This window comes from Bradyrhizobium sp. RDI18 (assembly GCF_043203335.1).
GTDB lineage: Bacteria > Pseudomonadota > Alphaproteobacteria > Rhizobiales > Xanthobacteraceae > Bradyrhizobium > Bradyrhizobium retamae.
Map to the genome: position 1 here is coordinate 837,257 of NZ_JBICRN010000008.1, position 25,829 is coordinate 863,085.

Here is a 25,829-nt window from a genome sequence, read left to right on the forward strand (position 1 = left end):
ATGGCAACGATCGAGCAGACTGCCGGACTGGCACTTGTACTCCCTCCGGTTCGCGACGAATTCGAACTCCAAAGCGTGGTCGAGCCTTCGGCCGAGGTGGAATGTCCGCTACCGCTGCATGAGCGCATCCTTCAAAGCACCATAGTCCGCCGGCTCATCGTCGTTGGAATCTTGGCTGCTGTCTGGGAAGGCTATGCGACCTATCTCGATAATCCGCTCATGATGCCGCGCCTTTCCGAGGTGATGGTCGCTCTCGTGTCGTCGCTCACTTCGGGCGGCCTCGTCATGCGCATACTGATGACCATGAAAGTTCTCGTGATCGGCTATTCCGCTGGCATCGCCGCGGCGGCGGCAATCACAATCCTGGCCTCCACGACGCGCTTCGGCAGCGATGTGTTGTCCACTCTGACCTCGATGTTCAATCCACTGCCCGCCGTGGCGCTGCTGCCACTTGCATTGCTCTGGTTCGGCCTCGGCATGGGAAGTCTGGTTTTCGTGATCATTAACTCCGTCCTCTGGGCCGTCGCCCTGAGCACGCATACGGGTTTCCAATCCGTCAGCGAGACCCTTCGGATGGCGGGGCGCTGCTTCGGCCTCCGAGGCCTTTCGCTTGTCGCCGAAATTCTGATACCGGCGGCGCTCCCGTCGATCCTGGCCGGCCTCAAAATCGGTTGGGCCTTCGCCTGGCGAACCCTGATAGCCGCAGAACTCGTTTTTGGCGTGAGCTCGGGGCAGGGTGGCCTCGGCTGGTTCATCTACGAAAACCGCAACAATCTGGAGACTGCAAACGTATTCGCAGGACTGCTGTGCGTCATCCTCATCGGCCTGCTCGTGGAGAGCGTGATCTTCAGGACGATCGAACGCAAGACGGTTCGGCGTTGGGGAATGCAGAAGTTCTAGTCAAACGAGGACGACAAATGACCGAACACCGGACGGACATCATCATCCTGGGCGCGGGCCCAGCCGGGTACACGGCCGCGATCTACACTGCGCGCGCCAGCCGCCGGCCGATACTCCTGACCGGCATGCAGCCCGGAGGACAACTGATCACAACCACCGACGTCGAGAACTATCCGGGGTTCGCCAACGTCATCCAGGGACCCTGGCTCGTCGAGCAGATGCAAGCGCAGGCCGAGCATATGGGAACGCGCATCATCTACGATCACATCGTTTCGATCGAAGCCGAGCGACGTCCATTTCGTTTGATCGGGGATAGCGGCGACCACTACCTCTGTGATGCGCTAATCTATGCGACGGGCGCTCAAGCGAAGTGGCTTGGCATTCCGTCCGAGGAGACGTTCCGCGGCTTTGGAGTGTCGGCATGCGCCACTTGCGATGGCTTCTTCTTTCGTGGAAAGCGAGTAGCGGTCGTGGGCGGGGGCAATACGGCTGTAGAAGAGGCGCTCTATCTAGCGAACATCGCGAGCGAGGTTGTTCTCGTCCATCGACGCGACACCCTACGCGCCGAGCGCATTCTGCAGGAGCGCCTGTTTGGCAACCAAAAGATTGCGATCCGGTGGAACAGCGAGATCCAATCCTTTGTTGGCGATACCGCTCCGGCCAAAGTGTCAGGTCTCCTTCTCAGAAGCACAATCGACGGGACGACTGATAAGATCGATGTGGATGGGGTGTTCATCGCCATAGGACACGCGCCCGCCAGTGGACTGCTGGAAGGCAAAGTCGACTTGCACCCGGACGGATACGTGAAGGTGACGCCTGGAACGACGACGACCAGCATTCCGGGCGTTTTCGCCGCGGGCGACGTCGCGGACGGCATTTATCGTCAAGCCGTCACAGCGGCGGGCCTGGGCTGTATGGCGGCTCTCGAAGCAGATCGGTACTTGACCATCCACTCGGATTCTCGCCAGGGAGCCCTCGCGGAAATAGAGGCGGCATGACACGCGTCTGGCCACCGGAAGGCCATCTGATATATGTCGATCAGTTCAGGTACATGCTTGGACCGACCGGCTGTCTCGCCGAGCCCGAAGCGATGGGGCCGTATGCGACAGATTGGCGAGGCATCTTCAAAGGCCGACCGCTCTGCGTGCTGCGTCCCTCGACCGTCCGCGAGGTAGGCGATGTGGTCTTGTTCTGCAGGGACAATCAAATCGCCATCGTTCCACAGGGAGGCAACACCGGCTTGACTGGCGCCGCGACGCCAGACGGAAGCGGTACCCAAGTCGTTTTGTCGACCGGTCGACTAAGGCGGATCCGCAACGTCGACGCCGCAGACATGTCGATCATTGCGGAGGCGGGAGCAACGGTTTTGGAGGTGCAATCCGCCGCTGCCGACTCTGGCGCCCTGTTTCCGCTCTCGTTCGCGGCGGAGGGCAGCGCGACAATCGGAGGCGCAATCGCGACCAACGCCGGCGGGACCTCCGCTGTCCGCTACGGCGGTGCACGCGACCTGGTGCTTGGGCTCGAGGTGGTTTTGCCCGACGGGACCGTCTGGAACGGGCTGCGGACCCTGCGTAAGGACAACACCGGATATTCGCTTCGTCACCTATTTGCCGGCTCGGAGGGCACACTCGGTATCATCACGGCCGCCGCGGTGAGGCTTGTGCCCAAATCACGGGCTTGCGAGGTCGCGATGTGCTCGCTGCGGACGGAAGAGGACGTAAGCAAGTTCTGGGAGATGCTACGGCTCGAATGCGGCGATTGCGTCAGGGCCGTAGAATACATGTCGGGTGCCAGCTTGAGGATGGTGGCCGAGGACATGCGACTGCGCCCACCGTTGGCGGTGGCGGGCCACTTCGTTCTCGTTGAACTAAGCTCCAACGATTCGGATCTCTCGCTTCGGGAGAGGCTGGAGCGTGCGCTGGGCGCGGCAATCGAGGGCGATATCGTTATCGATGCAGCCATTGCCCAGAGCGTGCAACAACGGGCGACGTTTTGGCGGTTGCGGGAGGACCAGGGTGAAGCGCAAAGGAGAGCCGGCATCAACATGAAGCACGATGTTGCCGTTCCGGTATCGCGTGTCGGTGAATTACTGGTGCGGTGCCGCGCGGAGATAGAACGGCGCTTCCCGGGTCTGCTCGTCCTTCCGTTCGGTCATTTAGGCGATGGCAACATACATATGAACGTCATACGTCCGCATTCTGCTGGCGCACCTTCGTCTTCGGAAGCGAATGACGTCGCCGCAATCGTCTATGACATCGTAGGCTCGTTAGGGGGAACATTTTCTGCCGAACATGGTATCGGCGTGGCGAAGCTGGAGTATCTTGAGCGGAGACGCTCTGAGCCTGAACTCCACTTGATGCGTCAGATAAAGAGAGCGCTGGATCCGGCAAATCTGATGAATCCAGGCAAAGTGCTAAAACTCGGCTAGGCTATTCACGCATTTGCTGTCTAGGGGGCGGAGGGCCAATGGAAATTTGTTCAATGGATTGTATTTGATGCATTATTTGCTAAATCAATGATCGTAGGCTTGCTCAGAGTTCGTCATGAATCTCAGATCCGTCGATCTCAACCTTTTGGTCGCTCTCAACGCTCTTCTCACGGACCTTCACGTAACCCGCGCGGCTGACAGAATTGGCCTTAGCCAGCCGGCCATGAGCAATGCGCTCTCTAGGCTACGTCACATCTTTAAGGACGAGCTTCTGGTGCGCACGGCCAACGGGATGCAGGCCACGCCACGCGCGATCGAACTGGCGGAGCCGGTGAAGCGGCTTTTGCGGCAGCTAGAGCGCCTTCTAGATAGCGAAGCCGCTTTCGATCCGACCACGACCACACGGAGCTTTTCCGTCAGGTTGTCCGACCTTCTCAGCCGTCTTCTCCTTCCGGCCGTCGGAAAAGCCATCGAAACGATGGCGCCCTTCGCGCAGCTCGACGTCGTGCACTACTCGCCGACGCAGACGGTCGAGGCTCTCGAGAAGGACGAGATCGACCTGGCGATCAGCATGGGCTTGGCGCATTCGAATTCCATCAAGTCGGTCGTCCTGATGAAAGACCGGATGGTGTGCGTCATGCGCGAAGGACACCCTTTGGCGCAGCGACCCCTGACGATGGAGACGTTCCTCCAGGCGACGCACCTCAAGGTCTCGATGTCGCCGACCGATCTCCGCTTCGTGGACGACGTGCTCGCCCGGCAAGGGTTGACCCGCCGGGTCGCGGTGAACGTCCCGCACTGGCTGCTCGTCCCGCACGTGCTGCGGGATTCCGACCTCCTGTCGGTCATGCCACGTCGCCTGGCCTTCGCGATGGTCGCGGAAGATCTCGCGATCCGGGATTTGCCGTTCGCCTCCGACCCCTTCGAATGGTCGATGTATTGGCACCGAAGGCACGACGCCAGTCAGGACCTGAATTGGTTGCGTTCGATCTTCGTTGATGCCGCGCGGGGCCTTCCCGAAAGTGACTGAGCGGGCCCGGGCAAGCTACTATTCGAACGCCGCTGCACCGAGAAGAGCGGATCGGAAACGGTCCTTGAGATAGGAGCCGTCGCGTGGCGGCATAACGCGCGGCACGGGACTCGCGTCGATCTTCACTTGGGCGAACAGGGTACTCTCCTTCTGGCGGATCCGTCCGCAGAGCCTGTCGACGTCTTCCTCGGAACGGACCATATGGGATTCGCCGATGCCGAAACCGGAGGCGACGGCGGTCAGATCGACGCCCATACCCGTATGGGTGGGTTGCGCCCCGGTTTCGAAGTAGCACTCGTTGTCGAGTACAACGATGCTCAGATCCGTCGGCTTCTGTGCCGCGATCGTGGCCAGCGCACCGACCTGCATCAAGATCTCACCGTCTCCGGTGATGACCAGGACCTCGCGAGCCGGCTGGGCGACCGCGACGCCGAGACCGACCATCGCGGCGGCACCCATCGCGTTCCAGAGCGGAAAGGTCAGCGGATGATCGCCGGCGGCGGCGCAATCCCAAACGGTCGAACCGACTCCCGCGATCACCAGCCTGTCTCCGCGATCAGCGAGAAGCTTCTCGACCACCCACCGGCGCTGAAGTCTGCTGTCTTCGGGCATGAAAGGCGCTTTCAGTTGTTGAAGGATTTGGCGCCGAGCATGCTCTGCTCGACCAGGAGCACGACGCGCTCGTTGCCGCTGAACGCGTGCTGAAGCGCGGCCCTCATGGTGTCGCCGGCGCGAGAGGCGTCCGTGAGGTTGTAAATGCTGAACCCGAACAGCTCAAAGCATCCGCGGGTCGCCTTTCCCATCGGGACCTGCCACGGATTGAACTCACCCCAAACGCCGCGCATGGTCACGACCATGACGGCCGGGAACGTGCAGGTCGTCAGCAGGGAGAACATGTTCACGCAGTTGCCCACTCCGCCGCACTGCATGAGGAGGGCGGAGCGATCGCCGCCAAGCCAGGCGCCCGCGAGCAGCATGACGCCTTCCTCTTCCGTCGTGAGCGGGATGGCGCGCATGGAGGAGTCCTCGCGGCAAAGGTCGATCAGCGGTGCGAGCGATCCGTCCGGCAGGTAGGGCACTTGCTTGATGCCGAAGTCCTTCAGCGCCCGATAGACCTGATCTGTCCAGGAGGCTTGTGCGGGATGCGACGCCGGAGCGTCGGAGTGCCTGCGGGAAGTCATGTTTGGTCGGATTCCTGCTCCGCTTCGGCCCTCCTCGGTTGATGGGGGCTGCGTCACCATAGGGGAGGGGCCATTCAGGAGCCAATCGATATTTCCCATGGGTCAATCCGCCCTGTGAATGATGACATATCGAAGCGCGATTAGCGTCGCGCCGGCGACGGGCCGAGGATCGGGCGCCTGAACAAGGGGATCGATCCAGGAGCTTCCGATGAGCGCGACTTCGAAGAACGCCGAGCTCCCGCGCGGATCTGTCGTCATCACGGACCACGTCAAGGATTGGTCCATCGCCCGCGAGGTACTGGGTGACGCGCTCGGTGATCAGTTGAACGCCGAGACCAGAGTGGCGGTCGTTTGGCGCCATCGAGTCGACGATGAGTTTTTGAGCGCGCATCCCCGGATCTGCGGGGTCGTCCGCTACGGCGTCGGCTTTGATAACATCGACGTGGAGGCCGCGACGCGGCACGGCGTGGTCGCCTGCAACAATCCGGCTTACGGCGTCGATGAAGTAGCGGACACGGCTGTTGCGATGGCCTTCGCGCTAGTTCGCGGCATTCTCAAATACGACGAGATCGCCAGGAAATTGCCCTCTAACTGGCAGGAGAACGTACAAGCCACGATTCGTCGCACGAACCGGACCATGGTTGGTATCGTCGGAGCCGGACGGATCGGGAGTGCCGCTCTCTTGAAATTCAAGGCGCTCGGCTTCCAGACCCAATTCTTTGATCCATATGTGCCCACCGGCTTCGAGAAGGTGCTGGCAAGCAGGCGAGCGGAAACGCTCGCGAGCTTGTTGGAGGAGTGCGACGTGGTTTCTCTCCACACGCCGCTGAATGCCGAAACGGCTGGCTTCGTCGATCGCAGGTTCGTCGAAGCAATGAAGCCGGGCGCCATCCTGATCAACACGTCACGAGGCGGCGTCGTTCGAGAGCTCGACGTGATAGCGGACGCTCTAGAAGGCGGTCGTCTCGGCGCTGTGGGATTCGACGTAATGCCGGAGGAGCCGCCTCAACCGAATAACCGCTTGATCAAAGCCTGGCACGATCGATTGCCGTGGATCGTCGGCCGATGCATCATCAACCCTCACACAGCGTACTACTCCGTCGAGTCCCAAGCCGAGATGCATAGGTTCGCGGCCGAGACGGCCAAACGCATTCTGCTCGGAAATTGGCCGCCGAACGCGCTCAATCCGGAGATTCGTGAACAATGGCTACTGGTCTAACGTCCGAACGCGCGCGGTCGTCGATGTCGCTGCGGATTTCTTCCATGCTCCTCGTCGGCCCTGGGACGGCCGAAGATGACTACCTATACGCGGCCGGATCCGCGCTATCGGTCGGTGCAGCCAAGACCTTCGACAGCGCGTCGCTGATAGGCATAGCCAGAGTGTTGCCGCGGGGAGGAATTGGTCGGAGGAACCACTTCGCGTAGATCTCCTTCATCTTCGGGCTCTTGAAGAGATCCGCAATCGCCTTGTCGACGACCGTCTTGAACTCGGGATCGTCGCGCCTCATCATGAAGCCATAAGGCTCAAGAGACAGCGGCTCCTGAGATATCTGATAGGCAGATGGATCCTTCGAGCCGCTGACGAAGCCGGCGAGGATCACGTCATCCATCACGAAGGCCATCGCTCGGTCCGTCTCGACAGCCAGGAAGGCTTCCGCGTGATCCTTCACCGCAAGGATGTTGATGCCGAGGTTCCTCGTGGCGTTTAACTCGGTCAATTGTTTGATGTTCGTCGTGCCCGATACCGAGACGACAGTCTTGCCCTTCAAGTCGTCGAACTTGGCCAAGTTCTGGGTCTTCTTCGCGACGAAACGATTTGAAGTGACGAAATGGGTTACGGAAAACGACACGTGCTGCTGGCGCTCGGTGTTATTTGTGGTCGCGCCGCATTCCATGTCGATCGTCCAGTTGGCGAGCAAGGGAATGCGATCTCGACGAACTCACAGGCACAGGAACGATCTTGAGATTGTCGACGCCCGCGGCCTTCGCAATGGCTGGGATGATTTCTAGACAGATTTCGGCGGAATAGCCGACGACCTTCTGATCCTGGTCGTAATAGGAAAATGGAATGAGGCTTTCTCTGTGCCCGACGGATATCGCGCCCCGCTCTTTGATGGTCTTGAGCGTGGTTGACGAGGTTTGAGCGTTCGCCAAGGATATCGCGCCACTTCCAACGAGCGCGACGGTCGCATACTTCAGTGTTTGCCGAATGTGCATCGTCCCTGCCTCCTTGCTAGATCGCATTGATGCTCGTCGAGGCTAGGGGCGGCGACGGGTTGGCAATAATGGATATTTGAAATGGCGTCATTTGTCCGTTGGATGATGGCCGAAGAGACCGTCAAGCCGCTGGCAGAGGTCGGTTGCCCGCTGGTGAAGAGCTGACGGCGACCATTCACGCCGTCAATGTCGAAAGACATTTTCGCGATTTCCACGATTGCGTCCGGTCCCTTAGTATCCGCGCGCCACTGGAGCCTATGGGGGGCTTTCGTGGCGCGCGCTGCAAGACAGTGATTCAGGCATGTCGATCGACAAGGAACAAGCTATCAGGCCTTGGCAACGGGACATCTACTCGGTGTTCAAGTCCGCGAACATCCAGCACGTTTGCTACGTTCCGGACGGCGGCCACCGCGGGCTAATCGATCTCTGCACAGCCGATCCAGAGATCGGCACAACCGTGCTCACGACTGAGGAAGAAGGCGTCGGCCTGGCGGCCGGACTTTTCCTCGGCGCACAGCGCAGCGTAGTGCTGATGCAATCTTCGGGGGTCGGCAACTGCCTGAACCTCTTCACGCTCGCCGAAAACTGCCGACTTCCGCTTGTTCTCCTGGTGACCATGCGCGGCGAGTTCGCGGAGTTTGTGCCGTGGCAGATCCCGATGGGCAAGCGCGCCGGCGCCGCGTTGGAATTGATGGGTTTCGACGTCTTCCGTGCGGAGGACTCCGCCACAGTCGGGGAAATCTGCGCCGGCGCGATCGATCAGGCGTTCTATTCCAGCCGGTGCACCGCCGTTCTGCTCTCGCAGCGGCTGATCGGCAGGAAGAACTGGTCGAAATGACGATGGTCCGGGCGGATTATTAATTCAGAGGTTCAAGATGATCGAGCGTCGTCCAGCAGTCGCGGAATTGCTCAAAGATCGCGGAAACGCACTCGTCGTCGCAGGCCTGGGGTCGCCGGTCTACGACGTGTTCGCCGCAGGCGATCACGACCTGAACTTCTACGATTGGGGCGCCATGGGTTCGGCCGCTATGGTCGGATTGGGTCTCGCATTGTCGCGTCCGGAGCGGCCCGTCATCGTCTTCACCGGAGACGGCGAGATGCTGATGGGGCTCGGGGCGTTTTCGACCATCGCCCAACACCTCCCGACCAATCTCTCGATTCTCGTTCTCGATAACGAACAATATGCCGAGACCGGGATGCAGAAGACCGCCACCGGTTTCGGCACCGACTTGGCGGCGGTCGCCCGCGCTTGCGGAATCCAGAACGCGTCGGAGCTCACCGGTCAGGACGAAATCGCGACGCTGCGGCCTAAGCTCTATGGGCGGGCCGGCACGTTGGTCGCTGTGCTTAAGATCAAGCCGGGAGATCAGCCCCGCACGGTGCCGGAGCGGGAGGGAACCCTCATCGCTTCCCGATTCATGCGGAGCCTGCTTGCCGATGATCAACGGCGAGTCCGACACCGTGCGCGCCACGGCCGAATGTCGGTGACGGCCGGTGACCCAGCCGACGTCGGCGGTGCACCAGTAGATGTCGCCGTCCCTGAAGAATCGTGACCGACCTTGGGATTAAGGTTGATCAGGCAGGCCGCTATCGCGTGAGCATCTCTGACGTTGACGGGCTTCGAAGCCAGGCGCGAAGCCCCTGACGCTGCTAGACCTAATGGTCTTACGAGGAAGGATGCCATGTCTGCAATTCAAATCGTCTGCGCGGTGGCCGTGCCCTTGCTGTGGGGTTATCAATTCGTAGCCATCAAAGTGGGCGTTATGGAGTTTCCGCCTCTCTTTTTCCTCGCACTGCGCTTCCTCGCCATCGCGCTGCTCCTTATTCCATTCGTCAAAAGGCCCACACGTCAACAGTTCGGCCCTATCGTAGCTATTTCGGGTTTCCTTGGAGGACTAAACTTCGGGCTCCTCTATGTTGGCCTTGGGCTCGGCTCGGGAAGCATGTCGGCCATCGCGTATCAACTCGCCACGCCCTTCACCGTCCTGTTAGCTTGGCCCCTGCTCGCGGAGAGGCCGTCTCTAACTACGTCCGCCGGCGTAGTGCTTGCATTCGTCGGCGTGGTCGTGTTGGCAGCGGGCCCTGGCCTGTCTGCGAATGCGCTTCCGCTCCTGCTTGTGGTCGGGGCAGCCTTCGCGTTCGCGGTGTCCAACGTCCTGACGAAGCGTTACGGCCCTTTCAGCCCTTTGATGTTGATGGGGTGGTCGTCGCTGCTCACGGTGCCACAGGTCATGCTAATGTCGTTACTGCTTGAATATGGACAAGTGGCGAGCCTTATCACAGCGGATGAACGCGGTTGGCTGGCACTCGCCTATACAATTTTCATCGGAGGAATTGTTGGGTATGGCCTTTGGTTCTGGCTGATCGGCCATTGCTCCATGAACCGTGTCGCACCATTCGGCTTGCTGCTTCCGGTATTCGCCATGATTTCGAGCGTGTTGTTCCTTGGCGATCGTTTGACCCCAAAGTTGATTGTTGGTGGACTGCTCGCGCTCTCCGGCGTCGCCATTACACAAGTGAGACCGAGCGCTCGATCAATATGAACTCGGAAGCCGCGTCATGCGACTTCCAGGTTTGGCCCATCCTTGTTGCGCCTCCGCAAGAGTGGTCGCTATCGGAGCGAAGCAGGCATGTCCGAAACCAATGAGCACGCGCAGACACCTCCATCGTTACGCTCGACCTTCCTTGGCGTCCTGCTTGATCATGTCGGCGGCCTTTTCGGCGATCATTATCACCGGAGCGTTGGTGTTTCCGGATACGATCAGAGGCATAATCGAGGCGTCGATTACCCGCAGCCCTTGGATTCCGTGGACGCGCAGTCTGTCATCAACCACGGCCATTGCATCCGAGCCCATCTTCGCCGTGCCGACGGGGTGATGGATCGTGCCGCCCTTGCGACGGGCGAAATCCAGCAGTTCGTCATCGGCCCGGGCGTTCCCGCCTGGATCGATCTCTTCGGCGATGTAACGGGCGAGAGACGGGGCCTCCGTGATCCGACGGGCGATCTTCATCCCTTCCACCAGGCAGTTGCGATCGGCCTCCTTGCTCAGGAAATTCGGGCGGATCGCCGGCGCCGCGAACGGATCGTTCGATTTGATATGAATTGTCCCGCGGCTTTCCGGTCTGAGGGGAGTGGGCCCGATGGTCAGCCCCGGTTCACGATCCAGGATCCGCTTGACCGGATCTTTGAAGCTGGCGTGCGCGATCGTGTACTGGATGTCAGGAGTTTCCAATTCCGGTCGGGATCTGACGTTGCCGTTCACGATGCCGGCCGACGTGGTCAGGACGCCCCGACGGGTCAAGGCATATCTGAAAATCTCCTTGAGCAGAGGAAGTCCGTGCGACCGCTCGTTCAGGGTCCGGGTCCCGACGACGCGCCACACCATCCGGATGATGTAGTGGTCCTGGAAGTTTTCGCCAACGCCGGGCAGCGCGTGTAGAACGTCGATGCCATGCCCCTGAAGGACGTCCGGTCTGCCGATGCCAGAGAGCTCGAGCAATTGCGGTGACTGGACCGCTCCCGCGCAGAGAATGACCTCGCGTCGCGCTTTGACGACGGCGTATGACGACTCCTTCCGATAGGCCACGCCGCTGGCACGCTTTCCATCGAGCATGATTTTGGTCGTGTGCGCATTAGTCTCGACGCGGACGTTCGGTCGCTTCATGGCCGGCTCGAGAAATGCTCGCTTGGTGGACCACCGGACGCCGTTCTTCTGTGTAAGCTGGAAGTAGGCGAAGCCGTCCTGCTTTCCGCACGTGTAGTCCGGATTGCGCGGGTAGCCGCATTCGCCGGCGGCCGCGATCAACGCATCGGTGATCTCCGCGAACTCGTACTGATCGCGCACATTGAGCGGACCGTTTTTCCCGCGCCAGGCGGCGGGGTCGCCCTCCCAGTTCTCCGACTTGCGGAAGTAAGGCAGCACGTCGTCCCAGGACCAACCTCGATTGCCGAGCTGGGCCCAGCCGTCGTAGTCGCGAGACTCGCCCCGGACGTAGAGCATCGCGTTGAGTGAACTCGTCCCGCCCAGGACTTTGCCGCGCGGGATTGGGAAGGGACGGTGATAGGTGTAGGCCTCGGGCTCGGTTTGGAACCGCCAGTTCACACCCGGCATGTCGATCGTCTTCACGTAGCCGACGGGCACGTGGATCAGGAGGTTTCGATCCGGACCGCCGGCCTCGACCACAAGGACCGAGACGGACAGATCCTCGCTCAGACGCGAGGCGACCGTACAGCCCGCCGAGCCGGCGCCGATCACGATGTAGTCGAATTCTGGGGCGGACTGCCCGGATCGATCCATCTGCCTACCTTTGCGTTCCCTCCGACCGATTGGCGGCCAGACCGCGAGGATGTCCAATTCGTTTCGCCAATTGGATCATTGGCTTGGTCGATAAGGCACCGGTAAGCGTGAGGGCGCCGCACATCATTCCGATGAATAGCGCCATACCAAACTTCAGTTGGCGCAACGGACGCAGACTCCCGCAAAATTCCCGCCCAAACGCCGCGCGTCGCGGGACGACGGCCTTGGGCGAGTTTTTCAGGAGGAAGAGCGAGTGCGACGTATCGAAAACCTCATCGGCGGGAAGAAGATCGCGGCGGCGTCCGGCAAGTGGATGCCGAGCCTGGATCCTTATCGCAACGAGAACTGGTGCGAGATTCCCGATAGCGGCCCGCAGGACGTTGATGCCGCCGTCGCCGCCGCGAAGACGGCTTTCCGTTCTCCCGGCTGGGCAGGGCTTTCGGCGACGGCTCGCGGTGCGCTGCTCCGGAAGGTCGGCGACCTGATCGCGGCGAATGCCGAGCGTCTGGCGGAACTGGAAGTCCGTGACAACGGCAAGCTGATCAACGAGATGCTTGTCCAGCTCAAGACCATTCCCCAGTGGTTCAACTACTACGGCGGCCTGGCCGACAAAGTCGAGGGCGGCGTCCTGCCGATCGACAAGCCCGACCACTTCGTGTTCACGACTTGGGAGCCGCTCGGCGTGGTGGCGGCCATCACCGCTTGGAATTCGCCACTGCTGCTCCTGACGTGGAAGCTCGCACCGGGCCTGGCCGCCGGCAATACGTTCGTCGTCAAACCGTCCGAATATGCGAGCGCATCGACCATTGCCTTCGCGGAACTGTTCGAAGAGGCGGGTTTCCCGGCGGGAGTCGTGAACGTCGTCTGCGGCACGGGACAGCATGTAGGCGCCCCTCTGGTCGCTCATCCCGACGTTGCCAAGATCGCGTTCACCGGTTCGGATGCCGCCGGCAAAGCCATCAACAAGGCGGCCGCGGGCGACTTGAAGCGCGTGACGCTGGAGCTCGGCGGCAAGTCGCCGAACATCGTGTTCGAAGATGCCGACCTGGAGGCGGCCGCAGCGGGCGTTGCGTCGGGTATCTTCGCGGCCGCCGGGCAGACCTGCATCGCCGGCTCGCGGTTGCTGCTGCAGCGTTCCATCTACGACACCTTTCTGGCGAAGGTCAGGGCCATGGCCGAGGGCGTGAAGGTTGGAGATCCGCTAGATCCCGAAACCCAGATGGGACCCCTCGCGAACCTTCCTCACTACGACAAGGTGATGACCTGCATCGCTGACGCCAAGAAGGAGGGAGCCGTCGTCGCCTTCGGCGGCAATGCCATGAAGCACCCGACCGGAGGGTTGTTCGTCGAGCCGACGATCTTCCGCGATGTCGACAACGCCTCTCAGCTCGCGCAGCGCGAGATCTTCGGCCCGGTGCTGGCCGTCATCCCGTTCAATGATGAGGCGGACGCGCTCCGGATCGCCAATAACTCGAAATATGGCCTCGCAGCGGGCGTTTGGACCAAGGACATGGGACGCGCATTCCGGATGTCCAAGGGACTTCAGTCCGGAACCGTCTGGGTGAATACCTACCGCGCCCTCAGCTTCATGGCGCCGTTCGGCGGTGTGAAGGACAGCGGCCTCGGTCGCGAGAGCGGTCAGGAGATGATCAAGAGTTACATGCAGCCGAAGACCGTTTGGCTCAATAACTCCGCCGAACGCCCACAGAATCCTTTCATCATGCGATTGACCTGAGAAGCGGGAATCCTTCGCGACGATATTCACGTTGCGAATGTGCGCAGAAGAACAATCCATTTCGAAAATGGCGCTGGACGCGGTCAAATCCGGATCATCCATTCCGCCAACGAGCAAGGGAAGAAGCAATGACCGACATCCAGAAACTGAAGGACACCGTGAGGGTCTGCATGTTCGACCAGTACGGCACGGTTGTCGACATGCAGGGTGGCCTCGTCAAGATCGCGACGCCGTTCCTGAAGGAGAAGGGCTGGACCGGCAATCCGAACTCCTTCGTCACCTGGTGGCGCCGCACCCACTTCGAGAACTCGATGATCGACGCGCTGCTCCACCGCGAGCACACGCCGTATCGCGAGATCGGCCACCGCGCGGTCTCGCAGGTCATGGACCGGTCGGGCATCAAGTACACGAACGACGAGGTGAAGTACCTGGTCGGCGAGATCGAGAAGCTCGAATGCTTCCCGGAGGTGCCGGCGGCGCTGGCGAAGCTGCAGACCAAATATAAGCTAGTTGTGCTCTCCAACGGCGATCGCGACATGCTCGAGTCGGCCAAGAAGTATCACAAGATCCCCTTCGACAAGGTGATCTCCGTCGCCGAGGCGAACTCCTTCAAGCCGCACGTCGCGACCTACACGAAGGCGGCCGAGATTCTAGGCCTCAAGCTCGATCAGATTCTATTCGTCGCCAACCACGCATTCGACGTCATCGGGGCGAAGTCGGCCGGCATGCGCACGGCGATGATCAACCGGCGTAACCGGCCGTTCGAAGAGACCCCGCACAAGCCCGATATCACGGTTGAGACGATGAAGGATCTGGCGGATGCGATCGTCTAGTACGGAAGCTCTCTCCGGCATCAAGGTCCTGGACCTTTGCCGCGTCGTCTCCGGTCCCTTCGCTACGATGCATCTCGGCGATCTCGGGGCGGACGTCGTGAAGATCGAAGATCCCCGTGTCGGCGACGAGAGTCGCCGCTACGGTCCTCCGTTCGTCAACGGGGAGAGTTCGTACTTCCTGTCGGTCAACCGCAACAAGAGAAGTTGCGCGATCGATCTGAAGTCGCCGGCTGGGCGGGACGCGGTGATTGCGCTCGCAAAGGCCGCCGACGTCGTGATCGACAACTTCAGGCCCGGGACGCTCGACAAGTGGGGCCTGTCCTACGCGGCGTTGAGCGCTGGCAATCCTCAGCTCATCCAGTGCAGCATCTCTGGCTTCGGACGGACCGGTCCGGATGCGAGCCGGCCCGGTTACGACCTGATCCTGCAGGGCGAGTCGGGCGTCATGGACATCACGGGCGATCCGGACGGTCCTCCCATGAAGGTCGGTACGTCCATCGCCGACCTGGTCACCGGCCTCTACGCGTCGCAGGCGGTGCTTGCCGGGCTTATGAAGCGGGAGAGGAGCGGCGTCGGCGGACGCGTCGACGTCTCCATGCTGGATGCCATGGCCTCGCTGCTGACTTTCAATGCCGGCATGTACTTCGCGTCGGGTGAGAGCCCCAAGCGTCGGGGCAACGTACATCCCACTATCAGTCCGTACGAAACCTTCGAAGCGAGCGACGGTTGGTTCAATCTCGGCGTCGCCAACGACAAGTTCTGGTCGCTGTTCTGCGAAGCCATCGCGCGCAAGGACCTGGAAGGCGATACCCGGTTTGATACCGCGCCCAAGCGCGCGGCCAACCGCGCAGTGCTCGCGGAGATTCTGCGTCCCATATTCAAGACCCAGCCGCGCGACCGATGGCTCGAGCTCTTGAGTGACGCCGGCATTCCGTGCGGTGCCATCAGAACGGTCGGGGAGGTGTGCGAAGCGCCACAACTCGTCCAGCGCGACATGGTTCAGACCGTGACGCACAGGGTCGCCGGCGAAGTCAAATTCGTCGCTCGACCGCTGCGCTTCGACGAGCTGCCTCCCGCTCCCTCCACGCCGCCGCCGACTCTCGGCGAGCACACCGTCGAGGTGTTCGAGAACTGGCTCGGGTGGACGAGGAAAGAAGTGTTAGACTTCGCCTCCAAGGGCGCGTTCGGCGAGTCCGCGCTGAAGCAGTCAGCGTAGTAGGGAGCACGACGGATGGAAGAGGCGCAGGTTCGGGAGCTTATCGACGCGGCCATAGGCGATGGCCGCCATGAGTTCGGATCGTTCTTCCTGTCGCGTTTCTTCGGCATGACGGTCTCTTACGAAGACGATGCCTGCATCGTCTCACTCGACGTGAGGCCCTACATGTTCAACCCGCAAGGGTCGCTTCACGGCGGCGTGCTGGCCACCGCTCTCGATATCTCGATGGGACATCTCATCAAGCATCAGTTCGGCGCCGGTGCGACGCTCGAGATGAAGGTTCAGTATTTCGCACCGATCCGCAGCGGGAATGTCGTCTGCCGCGCCAACTTCCTCAAGAAAGGACGCAAGACGTTCTTTTTGCAATCGTCGGCGCAGGATTCATCCGGAGAAGCGATTGCCCACGCTACATCGACGTGGAGGCTCTTGTGATCCAACCCTCGCCCCTTGTAGGACCAAACGAGTCGCAGCGAAACGCCAGTGCGCCAACGAATGGAGCTCGGTAACAAGCGGCCAGCCACGGTAGAGGTTCAAGTGAAAGCGGTCTATTTTCTCGGAGATAGAAAACTCGAGGTGCGAGATGTGCCGGATCCGAATCCAGGACCGGGTGAAGTCATCCTCGAGATTAAGGCTTCCGGGATGTGCGGAAGTGACCTGAAATACTATCGCGCAGCAGACGGAGCGGATTCCATCGGTCTGGGTAAGAAGTCAGACAAACCCATCATCGCCGGCCACGAACCGTGCGGCGTCGTGGCCGCGGTCGGGAAAGGCGTGTGGGGCCCGCTGGCAAAGGTCGGCATGCGCGTCATGAACCATCATTACGCCGGATGCGGCTGCTGCCATCAATGCCGAGGCGGGTGGACGCAGATGTGCGACGAGGGGTCGGTCACGTTTGGCGCCAACGGAGATGGTGCCCACGCGAAGTTCATGAAAGTGCCGGCGGATTCTTTGGTCGGGCTTCCGGACGATCTCTCGTTCAAATCGGGTGCGGCGATCTCCTGCGGCACGGGCACGGCTTGGGGTGGATTGGACCGACTTGGGCTTCGCGGCAGCGAGACGATCGCGATATTCGGCCAAGGCCCGGTCGGCCTGAGCGGAACGCAACTTGCCACAGCCATGGGGGCCCGGGTGATAGCGCTCGACATCGATCCCGGTCGCCTGCAGCGGGCCAAGGAGTTCGGAGCCCACGATCTCGTCGACGCGAAGTCCGACGACGTCGTCGGCGCGATCCGCGAGCTGACGGGTGGACGCGGCGCCGATTGCACTATGGATTGCACTGGCTCGCCCACTGCCCGAACTGCTGCGGTCAAGTCCGCCCGCAAGTGGGGCCGAGTCGTCTTCCTTGGGGAGGGCGGCGACGTGACCATCGATGTCAGTAACGACATGAACCGGAAGCAGCTTTCGGTATTCGGTAGCTGGACCTTCAGCAAGAACGGCCAGGCCGATTGCGCTCGTTTCGTGTCCGAGCGCAAGCTCGATGTCGACGGTCTATTCACTCATTCATGGCCACTCGAAGAGGCCGTGGAAGCCTACCGGCTGTTCGATACGCAGACGGCGGGCAAAGGACTGCTCATTCCTTGAGCGAGTTCGATTCCACCTGCCGGCCTCGCGCACGGTCGTCATTCCGAGGGCGTCACATCGCATGTTCAGGCACGCCCCCGGGCCGTTCACCGCCGCCGTCCTCTCGTTCTTGGACGACGAACAGTTCGAATATTGATCTGGATGTCTGCAAGATGCACAAGTTCGGTCGTCGCACCGTCTTCTAGATGAGGATTGAAGCATGCAGCCTACGATCGATCTGAATTCGGATATGGGTGAAGGCTACGGTGTGTATCGCGCCGGCGACGACGAGGCGCTTCTCGACGTGGTAACCTCAGCCAACGTCGCGTGCGGTTTTCACGCGGGCGATCCCGAAATCATGGCCCGTACCTTCGAGACGGCCAGGGAGCGCGGCGTCAACGTCGGCGCCCATCCGGGCTTTCCGGATCTTTGGGGCTTTGGACGACGGGCGATGCCCTTCTCGCCCGCCGAGATCGAGCGCCTGGTCGCCTACCAGATAGGGGCCGCGCAGGCGCTGTCCGCCTATGCCGGAAACCCGATCACGTACGTCAAGGCGCATGGTGCTCTCGGCAATTTGACGGAGCCGAGGGAGGACATCGCGACCGCGGTCTGTCGCGCGGTGAAGGCGGTTGACCGAAACCTGATCTGCATGTCGTTCAGCGGTGGCACCTTGCTCCGCGTCGCACAAGACATGGGTCTGCAGACGTGCGCCGAGATCTTCGCGGACCGGGGCTACACGGACGAGGGGCGTCTAGTTCCTCGCGGCCAGCCCGGTGCGATGATTCACGACCCGGAAGCCGCTGCGGCGAGAGCCCTTCGCATGGTCCAAAGCGGTGCGGTCGAGTCGATCTCCGGAAAGCAGGTCAAGCTGCCGATTGAGACCATTTGCATTCATGGAGATTCTCCAGAGGCGGTCGCCACGGCCAGGCTGGTTCGGCAGACTCTCGAGGGCGCGGAGATCAGGATAGCGAGCTTCGTGCCGGCGGGCTCGAGACGACAACAACCGGAGAAGATATGACTACCGACTACGCGCATTGCCGCAACGCGAAACGATTGACGCCGTCCGCCGAAGAGAAAGCGGCCGAATGCGCGCGCAATCTTGGCGACTGGTCGGGCGCGGTGGAGGAAATCCGCGGCTGGCCTGAGTACGCGCCTCAGCCGCTGCATACCTTGGACCAGACAGCGTCGGCGTTGGGTATAGGAAAGCTGTTCTACAAGGACGAGAGCCAGCGCTTTGGGCGCGAGCTCGGCAGCTTCAAGGCCTTGGGCGCACCCTATACGGTCGCGTCGCTGCTGCGCGACGAAGTGGCCCGCGTCATCGGTGAGCGCCCGACGACGGCGGAACTGCGGAGCGGAAAGTACCGCCGCATCACCGAGCGCGTCACCGTGTGCGTTGCAACCGACGGCAACCAGGGACGCGGCCTCGCATACGGCGCACGCGAATTCGGCTGCCGCTGCGTCATCTACATCCACGGTCACGTCAGCGCGGGGCGGAAGGAGGCGATCGAGAGGTTTGGCGCCATCGTGATCCGCATCGACGGCGAATACGAAGCGTCGGTCGCTCGCGCCCGTGAAGACGCGCGGATGAATGGTTGGCATTTCGTCAGCAGCACGTCGTGGGACGAGTTCAAATCGCCGCTGCCGCGCTACGTGATGAACGCCTACATGGTCATGGTGGAAGAGGCGCTCGCCCAGATTCCGGACGTCGACAAAATCACGCACGTGTTCGCGCAGGGCGGCGTCGGGAGCATCGCGGCGGCGATCTATCTCGGCTTCCAGCGGCGCTGCAAGACGCTGCCGCGCCTGGTGATGATCGAGCCGGTCGAAGCGGACTGCCTCTATCAGTCCGCGGCGAACGGGACGCCGACGCCTTCGTCCGGGTCGCTGCGGACGATCTGCGCCGGTCTGGCCTGCCGAGAAGTCTCGCCGGCCGCGTGGACCCTCCTGAAATGGCTCTGTAGCGACTTCGTCCGAATTCCGGACACTTGGGTGGTCGACGCGATGAAGGCCTTGGCCGGCGGGGGCGGCGACATTCCTATCGTATGCGGCGAGTCGGCAGCGGGCGGCATGGCGGTCGTCCTGAAGGCTGCAACGGATCCGGAGCTGCGAAAATCACTGGGTCTCGATGCCACTAGCCAGATCGTGCTGTTCGGCCTCGAAGGTGCCACCGATCCGAAGATCTACGAACGGCTCGTCGGTACGGCGCCGGATGCGGTGTTCGACCAGCAGGCGCGGGTCAAGATCCCGGCGTGACCGGGTTGGCCTTAGCTTGCAGGTCTAATTGGTTCAGCCATGACCTGACAACCTTCGCCAATGGGGCCGGCTGTTCCATCGGGATCATGTGACCGGTGTGCGGAATGATCTCCAAAGCGGAATGCGCGATGCCCGCGTGAAGCTCGCGTGCCTCGTCGAGGCTCCGGAGCTTGTCGTCTTCGCCGGCGACTATCAGCGTCGGGCATCGGATCTCGCTCAATCGGTCGGCATCGCCATGTCGATCGAGATTGGACTGGCGTCGAAAGGCCTCGAGCCCCAGCCGGCGGCCCATGGCTTGCAGCCGGCCGATCAGTTCGTCGTCTGTGTTGCGGTCCGGGTGAACGGACGGCCGCAGCGATGGCCGGCTCAAGCCGTTGAACGGATCGGCGGCGAGCTTCGCGGCGGCGGCCCTCCGCTGCGCTTGCGCGGGCGTGTCGGCGCGCGATGAGGTCGCGACGAGCACCAGAGCGCTGACCGCGTCCGGAGCCAGTCTCGCTGCTTCGCGGGCGACGTAGCCGCCAAGCGAAAAGCCAACGAGAATAAAGCGGTCGGGAGCATCTGCGATTAGCCGCTGCGCCATCGATCGGATGCTGTCGTCCCGAGCGAGGTCGGCATGCAGGATTGGGCCGAAATCCCCCATTTCCGGCTCAAAGGGGATCCACATTTCCTTGTCCAGCATGAACCCCGGGACCAGAACGAGCGCCATCGGTTACTCCTCTAGGCCGCCGGACCGTGCTTAGCTGACAGCGCGATGACCGGTCGGAAGTGCGGATTGTCCTCCGTCCGGAGCCACTCGAAGGCGACCATTCCCGGAGGCGATGAAGAGCGAGATATGGGGCAACTATCCGGCCATGGCAAAACCGAACGGGGCGGAGACCTGCTGGATCGCGCCATCCTCGACGAGGGGCGCCGCGTAATCAAGCAGCCGGAGGGCGCTGCTACACGACTGGTGAACAAGTGTCCTGTTCCCCTGCAGCGCAGCGATCCGCTCGGGCCGAGCCGGTCCATTCGCGGGACGGCGGCGGGTAACGGCCGCGCAACTTGATCGCGGGCGGGTCTTCGACGTGCATCATTACGCTGAATAGCTCTATTCTCAGGATCGATTGGACCTCTAATTGCAGGGGTGCACAGTTCTCGCCAACGCGACGATTTCGTCTGAAATCGATTTCGACATAGGTCTAGGCGAGGAAATATCGTGCGATCTTCTTTCAAGGTAACGGCCTGCGCCGTTTCTGCTCTCTTTTGGCTTTCCGCAGTACAGCTCGCAAACGCGGTGGAATGGCCTGCTAAAATCGTCAAGATCATAGTCCCGTATGGGCCTGGCGGCGGTGTCGACAGCTTCGCCAGACCGATCGCATCGACCCTCAGCGACCAGCTTCCGAAAAGAATTATTATCGAGAATCGTGCTGGAGCAGGGGGAACGGTTGGTGTGCTCGCAGCCGCGAAATCTCCAGCGGACGGCACGGTTCTCTTGGCAGGTGGCGTGCATCAGCCGATGTCCGAGGCCGTGTATCCGGGACGAGGTTATCGAATTGAAAAGGACTTCGTGCCCATTGCCATCACGGCTGTCGTTCCGAATGTTCTCGTTGTTCCGGCCGAGTCTCGGTTCAACACGGTTGCCGACATCATCAAGGAAGCGAAGGCTAATCCGGGAAAGCTCAGCTACTGCTCGTCCGGCAACGGTACGTCTCAGCACATCATAGGCGAGATGTTCAAGCGCCGAGCGGGCTTAGACATTCTTCATGTGCCTTACCGAGGGACTGCGCCGGCGCTCACGGATCTCATTGCAGGCGTCTGCGACATGATGTTTGACGGGATGGGCACTTCCGCTCCTCAGATCGAAGGCAAGAAACTCAAGGCCATCGCTCTCATCTCAGACAAACGGTCGGCGCGGTTTCCGAACATCCCTGCTTTCGTCGAGGCCGGAGGGCCGCAGCTCGATGCTTCGATCTGGTACGCAATGTGGGCGCCCGTGAGCACCCCACCTGATCTCGTCTCGAAGATCAGGGGGATCGTGAAGGGATCGTTGACGAGTCCGGCCGTTGCTCGCGCTTGGGATATCCAAGGAGCCGAAATTCCGAACGTGAAGGACGAAGACATAGTGAGCTTTGTCGAGCGGGAAACGGCCGAGTGGACGAAGACCGTGACCGAACTTGGGATCAAGGTCGACTAAGTCGCAAGGCATGCTACCTTCGCAACGTCCAGCTCGGCGGCGCCTGGTCATGCTGACACAACCGAGCGGACAAATTAGAAGGGGAGGATAAGACCTCCCCAGCCTGACGCACGGGGCTATCCGGCCACAGTTGTTGACGACCGCCGTACCCTCGGCGGACTGGGGGAGGTCAGTTCATCGTCAATGAACTCCATGCGATCCTTGCCCCAGAACATCTCTTCGCCCACGAAGAAGGTCGGGACGCCGAACACGCCGCGTTCTAGGCCGCGATCGGTCTCGGCGATGAGCTCGTCTCGGATCTCGTCGCTCTCGACCAGCCTTTCGAACTCCGCCTGATCCACGCCGAGTTCGGCGGCGATCGGCTTCAGTCCGGCGAGCTCGCCGACCGATGCGTCGTCGTGCTCCCAGTAGGCGGCGAAGATCCTCTCCATGTATTCCCATTCCTTGCCGAACCGGCGCATCGCGAGCGCGCCGCGCAGAGCAGGGCTGGTCTTAATCGGGAACTTCTTCGGCATCTGGAACGGAAGGTTGTACTTCTTCGCCCAGCGCATCAGATCGATCTTCCGCGAACGCAGCTTGACCTTGGGCTCTTCCATCAGGACGTAGTTCTGCTTCCGGAAGACGTAGCCGAGATTGAAGGGGTGCGGCACTACGGTCGCGCCGTGCTTCTTCGCGATGGGCTTAATCAGATGCAGGGCGAAATAGCTGTTGGTGCTGCCCAGATCCCAATAGAACTCGATGGTCTTCGCCACGACTTGTCTCCGTTTGGTTATGACGAACTGCCGTCCGAAGGACGGCCAAATTGCTTGTTTCCGAAAAGGTTGTCCCAGGCGGCGCCGGCAGGCGGCTTCCTGTTCTTCTCGAAACGCTCCTTCAAGACGGCCAGGCCGCGCCGCACGGCGGGGCGCTCGCGGACCGCGCTGTACCAGCGCTGGATCGACGGATAGTCGTCGAGGTTCTGACCCTGAAACTTGTGCGACCGTAGCCACGGGTAGGTCGCCATGTCCGCGATGGAATACTCTCCCGCGAGAAACTCGCTCTCGGAAAGGCGGCGTTCCAGCACGCGGTAGAGGCGTTCCGCCTCCGACGTGAAACGGTCGATTGCGTAGGGAATCTTCTCCTTGGAGTATTCCCGGAAATGATGGGCTTGTCCGAGCGCGGGCGCCATGCTCGCCGCCTGGAACGCAAGCCACTGGGTCACCTGATAGCGTGGTCCCATGTCGGAGGGCATGAAGCGAAAGCCAGCCTTCTCCGCTAGGTACATCATGATGGCGGCCGACTCGAAGAGGGCGTACGGCTGACTTTCCGGGCCGTCTGGATCGATGATCGCCGGGATCTTGTTGTTCGGGCTTACCCGCAGGAAGCTCTTGTCGAACTGCTCTCCCTTGCCAATGTGGACGGCTTCGACCTCATAGGGCAGTCCGAGTTCCTCGAGCAGGATCGAGATCTTGTAGCCGTTCGGGGTCGGCCAGAAGTACAGCTTGATCAATCGAACCTCCCGCCATCCGTTATTGGTTGAGACGTTAGGCGGCAGCATTTGTGCCGTCCAAGACTATGAATGACATCATTCAGTCGTGAAACGACTTGTCCCTACAAGTCGTGCGGCGTCTCAATCGAGTTGCTGTCCATATTGGACCAGACCGCGGCCCCAAAATATTCGTAGGCCTCCACAACACACGAACGGGAGCGCCAAGAGATGACGACGAGCGGTACCTTGCCCATGCTGTCCGGCCTCAAGGTGATCGACATCACCCAGTTCGTCGCCGGCCCGACCGCTTCGCGCGTTCTGGCCGAGTTGGGGGCCGACGTCGTTAAGGTCGAATTGGCCCCCTACGGCGACCGGTCACGCGTGCAGGGTGTGAAGGCGAAGGACGCGCCCGAGAACGCGGCGCCCCACAGCACCTATTACTTCCAGCACAATCATTCGAAGCGGGGCATCGCGCTGGACTTCAAGAACGAGCGCGCTAGGGAAATCCTCAAGGGCATGATCGCGAAGGCCGACGTGCTAGTCGAAAATTTCAGCCCGGGCGTGATGGCGCGGGCCGGCATGTCGTACGAAGATCTGAAGAAGCTCAATCCCCGCCTGGTGATGTGTTCGATCTCCTTCGCCGGTCAGACGGGCGACCTCAGCGGCAAGCCCGGCTACGACTACATTGGCCAGGCCTATGCAGGCGTAACCGGCATGATCGGGGAAGCGGACGGCAGCCCCGCGATGGTTACGATGGCCATCGGCGACGTCTCGACCGGCGTGTCGGCCGCCTTGGCGATCGTCACCGCGCTCTTCCACAGGGAGCGCACCGGCGAGGGCCAGCTCGTCGAATCCACCTTGCTGGACACCTATTTCCACATGCACGAAGCGAGCATTCCCCGCGTGTCCAAGCTCGGAAAAGGATACGTCCAGAAGCGGACCGGCTCCCAGCATCCGGACGGCGGTCCGACCGGTATCTTCAAGTGCGGCGACAGTCAGTACATCACCCTGATGTCGCTGTCCCATCAGTGGCCGCAGTTGGTACAGGCCCTGGAGATGCCCGAACTGCTCAACGACGCCCGGTTCGCGAGTGCGAGCGCCAGGCGAAAGAACAACGAGCTGCTCAAGGAAATCCTCGAAGGGTGGCTGGCTTCTGTCGGCTCCCGCGAGGAGTGCCTGAAGCGCCTCGAGCAGCATCGGATCCCGGTGGCTCCAGTGCTCGACCTGAACGACGTCATCGAGCTTGATCATCTGAAGCAGCGCAACACCGTGCGCACGGCGGTGGATCCGATGCTCGGCGAGTTCAAGGTGCCGGGGATGCCGGTCCGCTTTTCGGAATGGGAGGGCCCGTCGCGCCTTTCGGCGGCGCGGCTCGGAGAGCACAACGCCGACGTCCTGCGCGAATACGGGCTGTCTGAAGAAGAGATCTCCGACCTCCACAACAAGAAAGTTTTCGTGCGAGACCGCTCGCTCGCCTAACGGGTTTTTCGCGCCCGCTTCTTCCTTTCCGGCCCGTCGGCCGGCTCCGCAGCTGTCGAAGCTTTGGGCTTGAGCCGCGATGCCTGCTGAAACAGGTGCCGCACTAGAGACGAACGGTCGTCCCATCGCTTGGCGAGCCAGACGGCAGTCTGAGCCTTCGGCTCGCGCAGGGGGACGAACTTCAGGCCGTCCAGCGGAAGCCGCTTGAGGGATTCAGGCAGGATCGAGATGCCCATCCCGGCGGCGACCAGACCCATCATCGTGGGCGTCGCGTTCGCCGCCTGAGCGACGTTAGGCGCGAAGCCGGAGTCCCGGCAAAGATCGACTATCTTCTGGTATAGCCCGCTACCGATCGAACTGGCATAGAGCACCATGGGCTCATCAGCGAGGTCGGCCACGGAGAGGTCATCCTGCCTGGCGGCCAACGGATGGTCCGTCCGCATGACGACCATCAGCTTCTCCCGAGAGATCTCCACGGACTGGATCGACTCCGGCTTCGGCTGTAGCGGCCGGACGAAGCCGAGGTCGAGACGTCCGTCGAGGATCGCGTCGACCTGCTGGTAGGTCGGCATCTCCTCGAGGATCAGATCGACGTCTGGATGCTCGGCGCGGAAGTCGAAGACGAGCTTTTGAAATCCTTCCACGAATGGGGCTGATCCGAAGAATCCGACCTTCAGTTCGCCTACCTGTCCGCGATGAATCCGCTCGGCGCGTATCGCCGCCGCATCGACTCTTTCGAGCACCTCCTGAGCTTCCTTCAGAAAGTTTTCTCCTGCGCTCGTCAGTTCTACGCGCCGGTTCGAACGTTCGAACAGCCGAGCGCCGATCTCCCGCTCCAGCGCGAGGATCTGCTGACTTAGCGGGGGTTGCGAGATGCCGAGCCTGTTTGCGGCTTTGCCGAAATGCAGGTCCTCGGCGACCGCCACGAAATAACGCAAGTGCCGCAATTCGATATTCATATCGACAGAGTATCAGACAAATCGGTCGTGAGACATATCGAACGTGACCTATTGTGTATTGGACGCAGGATACCCCCTCGCGAATGTAGACGGAGGGAG

At 61.4% G+C, this 25,829-nt stretch carries 25 protein-coding genes and 1 pseudogene; 18 read left to right on the forward strand and 8 right to left on the reverse strand.

The window, feature by feature from the left end; genetic code table 11:
- From ACFXS9_RS12790 to ACFXS9_RS12805, 4 genes are all read left to right on the forward strand, one after another.
- Complete coding sequence (locus ACFXS9_RS12790) at nucleotides 1–900, forward strand: ABC transporter permease (protein ID WP_392689331.1); 900 nt, start codon at nucleotides 1–3, stop codon at nucleotides 898–900.
- Between the two features lie 17 nt (nucleotides 901–917).
- On the forward strand, nucleotides 918–1,898 hold the full coding sequence (gene trxB / locus ACFXS9_RS12795; RefSeq protein WP_392689333.1) for a thioredoxin-disulfide reductase: 981 nt from the start codon (nucleotides 918–920) through the stop codon (nucleotides 1,896–1,898).
- A gap of 53 nt (nucleotides 1,899–1,951) precedes the next feature.
- Nucleotides 1,952–3,328, forward strand: coding sequence for an FAD-binding oxidoreductase (locus ACFXS9_RS12800; protein ID WP_392689335.1), 1,377 nt, complete (start codon nucleotides 1,952–1,954; stop codon nucleotides 3,326–3,328).
- 115 nt (nucleotides 3,329–3,443) lie between these two features.
- Complete coding sequence (locus tag ACFXS9_RS12805; RefSeq protein ID WP_392689337.1) at nucleotides 3,444–4,358, forward strand: LysR family transcriptional regulator; 915 nt, start codon at nucleotides 3,444–3,446, stop codon at nucleotides 4,356–4,358.
- Between the two features lie 18 nt (nucleotides 4,359–4,376).
- On the opposite strand, the gene ACFXS9_RS12810 is transcribed toward ACFXS9_RS12805, so the two are convergent.
- Both ACFXS9_RS12810 and ACFXS9_RS12815 read right to left on the reverse strand, forming a co-directional pair.
- Nucleotides 4,377–4,898 (reverse strand): thiamine pyrophosphate-dependent enzyme, encoded by a 522-nt coding sequence (locus ACFXS9_RS12810; protein ID WP_392689339.1) that lies wholly within the window; start codon nucleotides 4,896–4,898, stop codon nucleotides 4,377–4,379.
- A gap of 83 nt (nucleotides 4,899–4,981) precedes the next feature.
- Entirely contained in the window at nucleotides 4,982–5,437 is a 456-nt protein-coding gene (locus ACFXS9_RS12815; RefSeq protein WP_334380476.1) for a phosphonopyruvate decarboxylase, read from the reverse strand.
- A 310-nt stretch (nucleotides 5,438–5,747) separates the two neighbouring features.
- On the opposite strand from ACFXS9_RS12815, the gene ACFXS9_RS12820 reads away from it, so the two are divergent.
- Nucleotides 5,748–6,758 (forward strand): C-terminal binding protein, encoded by a 1,011-nt coding sequence (locus tag ACFXS9_RS12820; protein WP_392689341.1) that lies wholly within the window; start codon nucleotides 5,748–5,750, stop codon nucleotides 6,756–6,758.
- Nucleotides 6,759–6,837: 79 nt separating this feature from the next.
- Here the strand turns inward: ACFXS9_RS12820 and ACFXS9_RS12825 are convergent.
- Nucleotides 6,838–7,756: pseudogene (locus ACFXS9_RS12825) on the reverse strand (amino acid ABC transporter substrate-binding protein).
- Nucleotides 7,757–8,057: 301 nt separating this feature from the next.
- Between ACFXS9_RS12825 and ACFXS9_RS12830 the strand changes: the two are divergent.
- The 3 genes from ACFXS9_RS12830 (at nucleotide 8,058) to ACFXS9_RS12840 (ending at nucleotide 10,299) form a co-directional block, all read left to right on the forward strand.
- Nucleotides 8,058–8,594 (forward strand): phosphonopyruvate decarboxylase, encoded by a 537-nt coding sequence (locus ACFXS9_RS12830; protein WP_392689343.1) that lies wholly within the window; start codon nucleotides 8,058–8,060, stop codon nucleotides 8,592–8,594.
- Between the two features lie 37 nt (nucleotides 8,595–8,631).
- Complete coding sequence (locus tag ACFXS9_RS12835) at nucleotides 8,632–9,309, forward strand: thiamine pyrophosphate-dependent enzyme (RefSeq protein WP_392689345.1); 678 nt, start codon at nucleotides 8,632–8,634, stop codon at nucleotides 9,307–9,309.
- A 129-nt stretch (nucleotides 9,310–9,438) separates the two neighbouring features.
- A complete protein-coding gene (locus ACFXS9_RS12840) occupies nucleotides 9,439–10,299 on the forward strand; it encodes a DMT family transporter (RefSeq protein WP_392689347.1) in 861 nt (286 codons plus the stop codon).
- Nucleotides 10,300–10,425: 126 nt separating this feature from the next.
- Here ACFXS9_RS12840 and ACFXS9_RS12845 read toward each other — a convergent pair whose 3' ends face one another.
- Nucleotides 10,426–12,054 (reverse strand): GMC family oxidoreductase, encoded by a 1,629-nt coding sequence (locus ACFXS9_RS12845; protein ID WP_392689349.1) that lies wholly within the window; start codon nucleotides 12,052–12,054, stop codon nucleotides 10,426–10,428.
- 253 nt (nucleotides 12,055–12,307) lie between these two features.
- Here ACFXS9_RS12845 and ACFXS9_RS12850 point away from each other — a divergent pair, with 253 nt between their 5' ends.
- The 7 genes from ACFXS9_RS12850 (at nucleotide 12,308) to ACFXS9_RS12880 (ending at nucleotide 19,651) form a co-directional block, all read left to right on the forward strand.
- Nucleotides 12,308–13,789: an aldehyde dehydrogenase gene (locus ACFXS9_RS12850; protein WP_392689351.1), complete on the forward strand. Its 1,482-nt coding sequence runs from the start codon at nucleotides 12,308–12,310 to the stop codon at nucleotides 13,787–13,789.
- Between the two features lie 128 nt (nucleotides 13,790–13,917).
- On the forward strand, nucleotides 13,918–14,622 hold the full coding sequence (locus tag ACFXS9_RS12855; protein WP_392689353.1) for a haloacid dehalogenase type II: 705 nt from the start codon (nucleotides 13,918–13,920) through the stop codon (nucleotides 14,620–14,622).
- Nucleotides 14,609–15,838, forward strand: a complete 1,230-nt coding sequence (locus tag ACFXS9_RS12860; RefSeq protein ID WP_392689355.1) for a CaiB/BaiF CoA transferase family protein — start codon at nucleotides 14,609–14,611, stop codon at nucleotides 15,836–15,838. Before ACFXS9_RS12855 ends, ACFXS9_RS12860 begins: the two co-directional genes overlap by 14 nt.
- A gap of 15 nt (nucleotides 15,839–15,853) precedes the next feature.
- Nucleotides 15,854–16,270 (forward strand): PaaI family thioesterase, encoded by a 417-nt coding sequence (locus ACFXS9_RS12865; protein WP_392689356.1) that lies wholly within the window; start codon nucleotides 15,854–15,856, stop codon nucleotides 16,268–16,270.
- A gap of 60 nt (nucleotides 16,271–16,330) precedes the next feature.
- Complete coding sequence (locus ACFXS9_RS12870) at nucleotides 16,331–17,419, forward strand: zinc-binding dehydrogenase (protein WP_392689358.1); 1,089 nt, start codon at nucleotides 16,331–16,333, stop codon at nucleotides 17,417–17,419.
- Between the two features lie 199 nt (nucleotides 17,420–17,618).
- Entirely contained in the window at nucleotides 17,619–18,416 is a 798-nt protein-coding gene (locus ACFXS9_RS12875; protein WP_392689360.1) for a LamB/YcsF family protein, read from the forward strand.
- Complete coding sequence (locus ACFXS9_RS12880; protein ID WP_392689362.1) at nucleotides 18,413–19,651, forward strand: diaminopropionate ammonia-lyase; 1,239 nt, start codon at nucleotides 18,413–18,415, stop codon at nucleotides 19,649–19,651. The genes ACFXS9_RS12875 and ACFXS9_RS12880 overlap by 4 nt, the downstream gene beginning before the upstream one ends.
- Here ACFXS9_RS12880 and ACFXS9_RS12885 read toward each other — a convergent pair.
- Nucleotides 19,635–20,357 carry an alpha/beta fold hydrolase gene (locus ACFXS9_RS12885; RefSeq protein WP_392689364.1) on the reverse strand — a complete coding sequence of 241 codons (723 nt, stop codon included), beginning with the start codon at nucleotides 20,355–20,357 and terminating at the stop codon, nucleotides 19,635–19,637. The two genes, ACFXS9_RS12880 and ACFXS9_RS12885, sit on opposite strands and share 17 nt — an antisense overlap.
- 126 nt (nucleotides 20,358–20,483) lie before the next feature.
- Here ACFXS9_RS12885 and ACFXS9_RS12890 point away from each other — a divergent pair, with 126 nt between their 5' ends.
- Together ACFXS9_RS12890 and ACFXS9_RS12895 are read left to right on the forward strand one after the other, a co-directional pair.
- Nucleotides 20,484–20,696, forward strand: coding sequence for a hypothetical protein (locus tag ACFXS9_RS12890; protein WP_392689366.1), 213 nt, complete (start codon nucleotides 20,484–20,486; stop codon nucleotides 20,694–20,696).
- A 150-nt stretch (nucleotides 20,697–20,846) separates the two neighbouring features.
- Entirely contained in the window at nucleotides 20,847–21,824 is a 978-nt protein-coding gene (locus ACFXS9_RS12895; protein WP_392689368.1) for a Bug family tripartite tricarboxylate transporter substrate binding protein, read from the forward strand.
- Between the two features lie 116 nt (nucleotides 21,825–21,940).
- On the opposite strand, the gene ACFXS9_RS12900 is transcribed toward ACFXS9_RS12895, so the two are convergent.
- Both ACFXS9_RS12900 and ACFXS9_RS12905 read right to left on the reverse strand, forming a co-directional pair.
- Nucleotides 21,941–22,576: a 2-hydroxychromene-2-carboxylate isomerase gene (locus ACFXS9_RS12900; RefSeq protein ID WP_392689370.1), complete on the reverse strand. Its 636-nt coding sequence runs from the start codon at nucleotides 22,574–22,576 to the stop codon at nucleotides 21,941–21,943.
- A 17-nt stretch (nucleotides 22,577–22,593) separates the two neighbouring features.
- Entirely contained in the window at nucleotides 22,594–23,313 is a 720-nt protein-coding gene (locus ACFXS9_RS12905) for a glutathione S-transferase family protein (RefSeq protein WP_392689372.1), read from the reverse strand.
- A gap of 231 nt (nucleotides 23,314–23,544) precedes the next feature.
- Between ACFXS9_RS12905 and ACFXS9_RS12910 the strand changes: the two genes are divergently transcribed.
- The gene (locus ACFXS9_RS12910; RefSeq protein WP_392689374.1) at nucleotides 23,545–24,771 is read left to right on the forward strand and encodes a CaiB/BaiF CoA transferase family protein; all 1,227 of its coding nucleotides are present in this window, start codon (nucleotides 23,545–23,547) and stop codon (nucleotides 24,769–24,771) included.
- Here ACFXS9_RS12910 and ACFXS9_RS12915 read toward each other — a convergent pair.
- On the reverse strand, nucleotides 24,768–25,730 hold the full coding sequence (locus tag ACFXS9_RS12915; protein ID WP_392689376.1) for a LysR substrate-binding domain-containing protein: 963 nt from the start codon (nucleotides 25,728–25,730) through the stop codon (nucleotides 24,768–24,770). The genes ACFXS9_RS12910 and ACFXS9_RS12915 overlap by 4 nt on opposite strands.
- Between the last annotated feature and the right edge of the window lie 99 nt (nucleotides 25,731–25,829).

What these genes read in the sequence shown, in the direction of transcription:
- ACFXS9_RS12890 (WP_392689366.1), top strand. Translation starts at nt 20,484, where the DNA reads ATGGGGCAACTATCCGGCCATGGCAAAACCGAACGGGGCGGAGACCTG.
- ACFXS9_RS12870 (WP_392689358.1), top strand. Translation starts at nt 16,331, where the DNA reads ATGGAGCTCGGTAACAAGCGGCCAGCCACGGTAGAGGTTCAAGTGAAA.
- ACFXS9_RS12835 (WP_392689345.1), top strand. Translation starts at nt 8,632, where the DNA reads ATGATCGAGCGTCGTCCAGCAGTCGCGGAATTGCTCAAAGATCGCGGA.
- ACFXS9_RS12845 (WP_392689349.1), bottom strand. Translation starts at nt 12,054, where the DNA reads ATGGATCGATCCGGGCAGTCCGCCCCAGAATTCGACTACATCGTGATC.
- ACFXS9_RS12910 (WP_392689374.1), top strand. Translation starts at nt 23,545, where the DNA reads ATGCTGTCCGGCCTCAAGGTGATCGACATCACCCAGTTCGTCGCCGGC.
- trxB (WP_392689333.1), top strand. Translation starts at nt 918, where the DNA reads ATGACCGAACACCGGACGGACATCATCATCCTGGGCGCGGGCCCAGCC.
- ACFXS9_RS12805 (WP_392689337.1), top strand. Translation starts at nt 3,444, where the DNA reads ATGAATCTCAGATCCGTCGATCTCAACCTTTTGGTCGCTCTCAACGCT.
- ACFXS9_RS12840 (WP_392689347.1), top strand. Translation starts at nt 9,439, where the DNA reads ATGTCTGCAATTCAAATCGTCTGCGCGGTGGCCGTGCCCTTGCTGTGG.
- ACFXS9_RS12790 (WP_392689331.1), top strand. Translation starts at nt 1, where the DNA reads ATGGCAACGATCGAGCAGACTGCCGGACTGGCACTTGTACTCCCTCCG.
- ACFXS9_RS12875 (WP_392689360.1), top strand. Translation starts at nt 17,619, where the DNA reads ATGCAGCCTACGATCGATCTGAATTCGGATATGGGTGAAGGCTACGGT.
- ACFXS9_RS12865 (WP_392689356.1), top strand. Translation starts at nt 15,854, where the DNA reads ATGGAAGAGGCGCAGGTTCGGGAGCTTATCGACGCGGCCATAGGCGAT.
- ACFXS9_RS12915 (WP_392689376.1), bottom strand. Translation starts at nt 25,730, where the DNA reads ATGAATATCGAATTGCGGCACTTGCGTTATTTCGTGGCGGTCGCCGAG.
- ACFXS9_RS12830 (WP_392689343.1), top strand. Translation starts at nt 8,058, where the DNA reads ATGTCGATCGACAAGGAACAAGCTATCAGGCCTTGGCAACGGGACATC.
- ACFXS9_RS12800 (WP_392689335.1), top strand. Translation starts at nt 1,952, where the DNA reads ATGCTTGGACCGACCGGCTGTCTCGCCGAGCCCGAAGCGATGGGGCCG.
- ACFXS9_RS12855 (WP_392689353.1), top strand. Translation starts at nt 13,918, where the DNA reads ATGACCGACATCCAGAAACTGAAGGACACCGTGAGGGTCTGCATGTTC.
- ACFXS9_RS12860 (WP_392689355.1), top strand. Translation starts at nt 14,609, where the DNA reads ATGCGATCGTCTAGTACGGAAGCTCTCTCCGGCATCAAGGTCCTGGAC.
- ACFXS9_RS12885 (WP_392689364.1), bottom strand. Translation starts at nt 20,357, where the DNA reads ATGGCGCTCGTTCTGGTCCCGGGGTTCATGCTGGACAAGGAAATGTGG.
- ACFXS9_RS12880 (WP_392689362.1), top strand. Translation starts at nt 18,413, where the DNA reads ATGACTACCGACTACGCGCATTGCCGCAACGCGAAACGATTGACGCCG.
- ACFXS9_RS12820 (WP_392689341.1), top strand. Translation starts at nt 5,748, where the DNA reads ATGAGCGCGACTTCGAAGAACGCCGAGCTCCCGCGCGGATCTGTCGTC.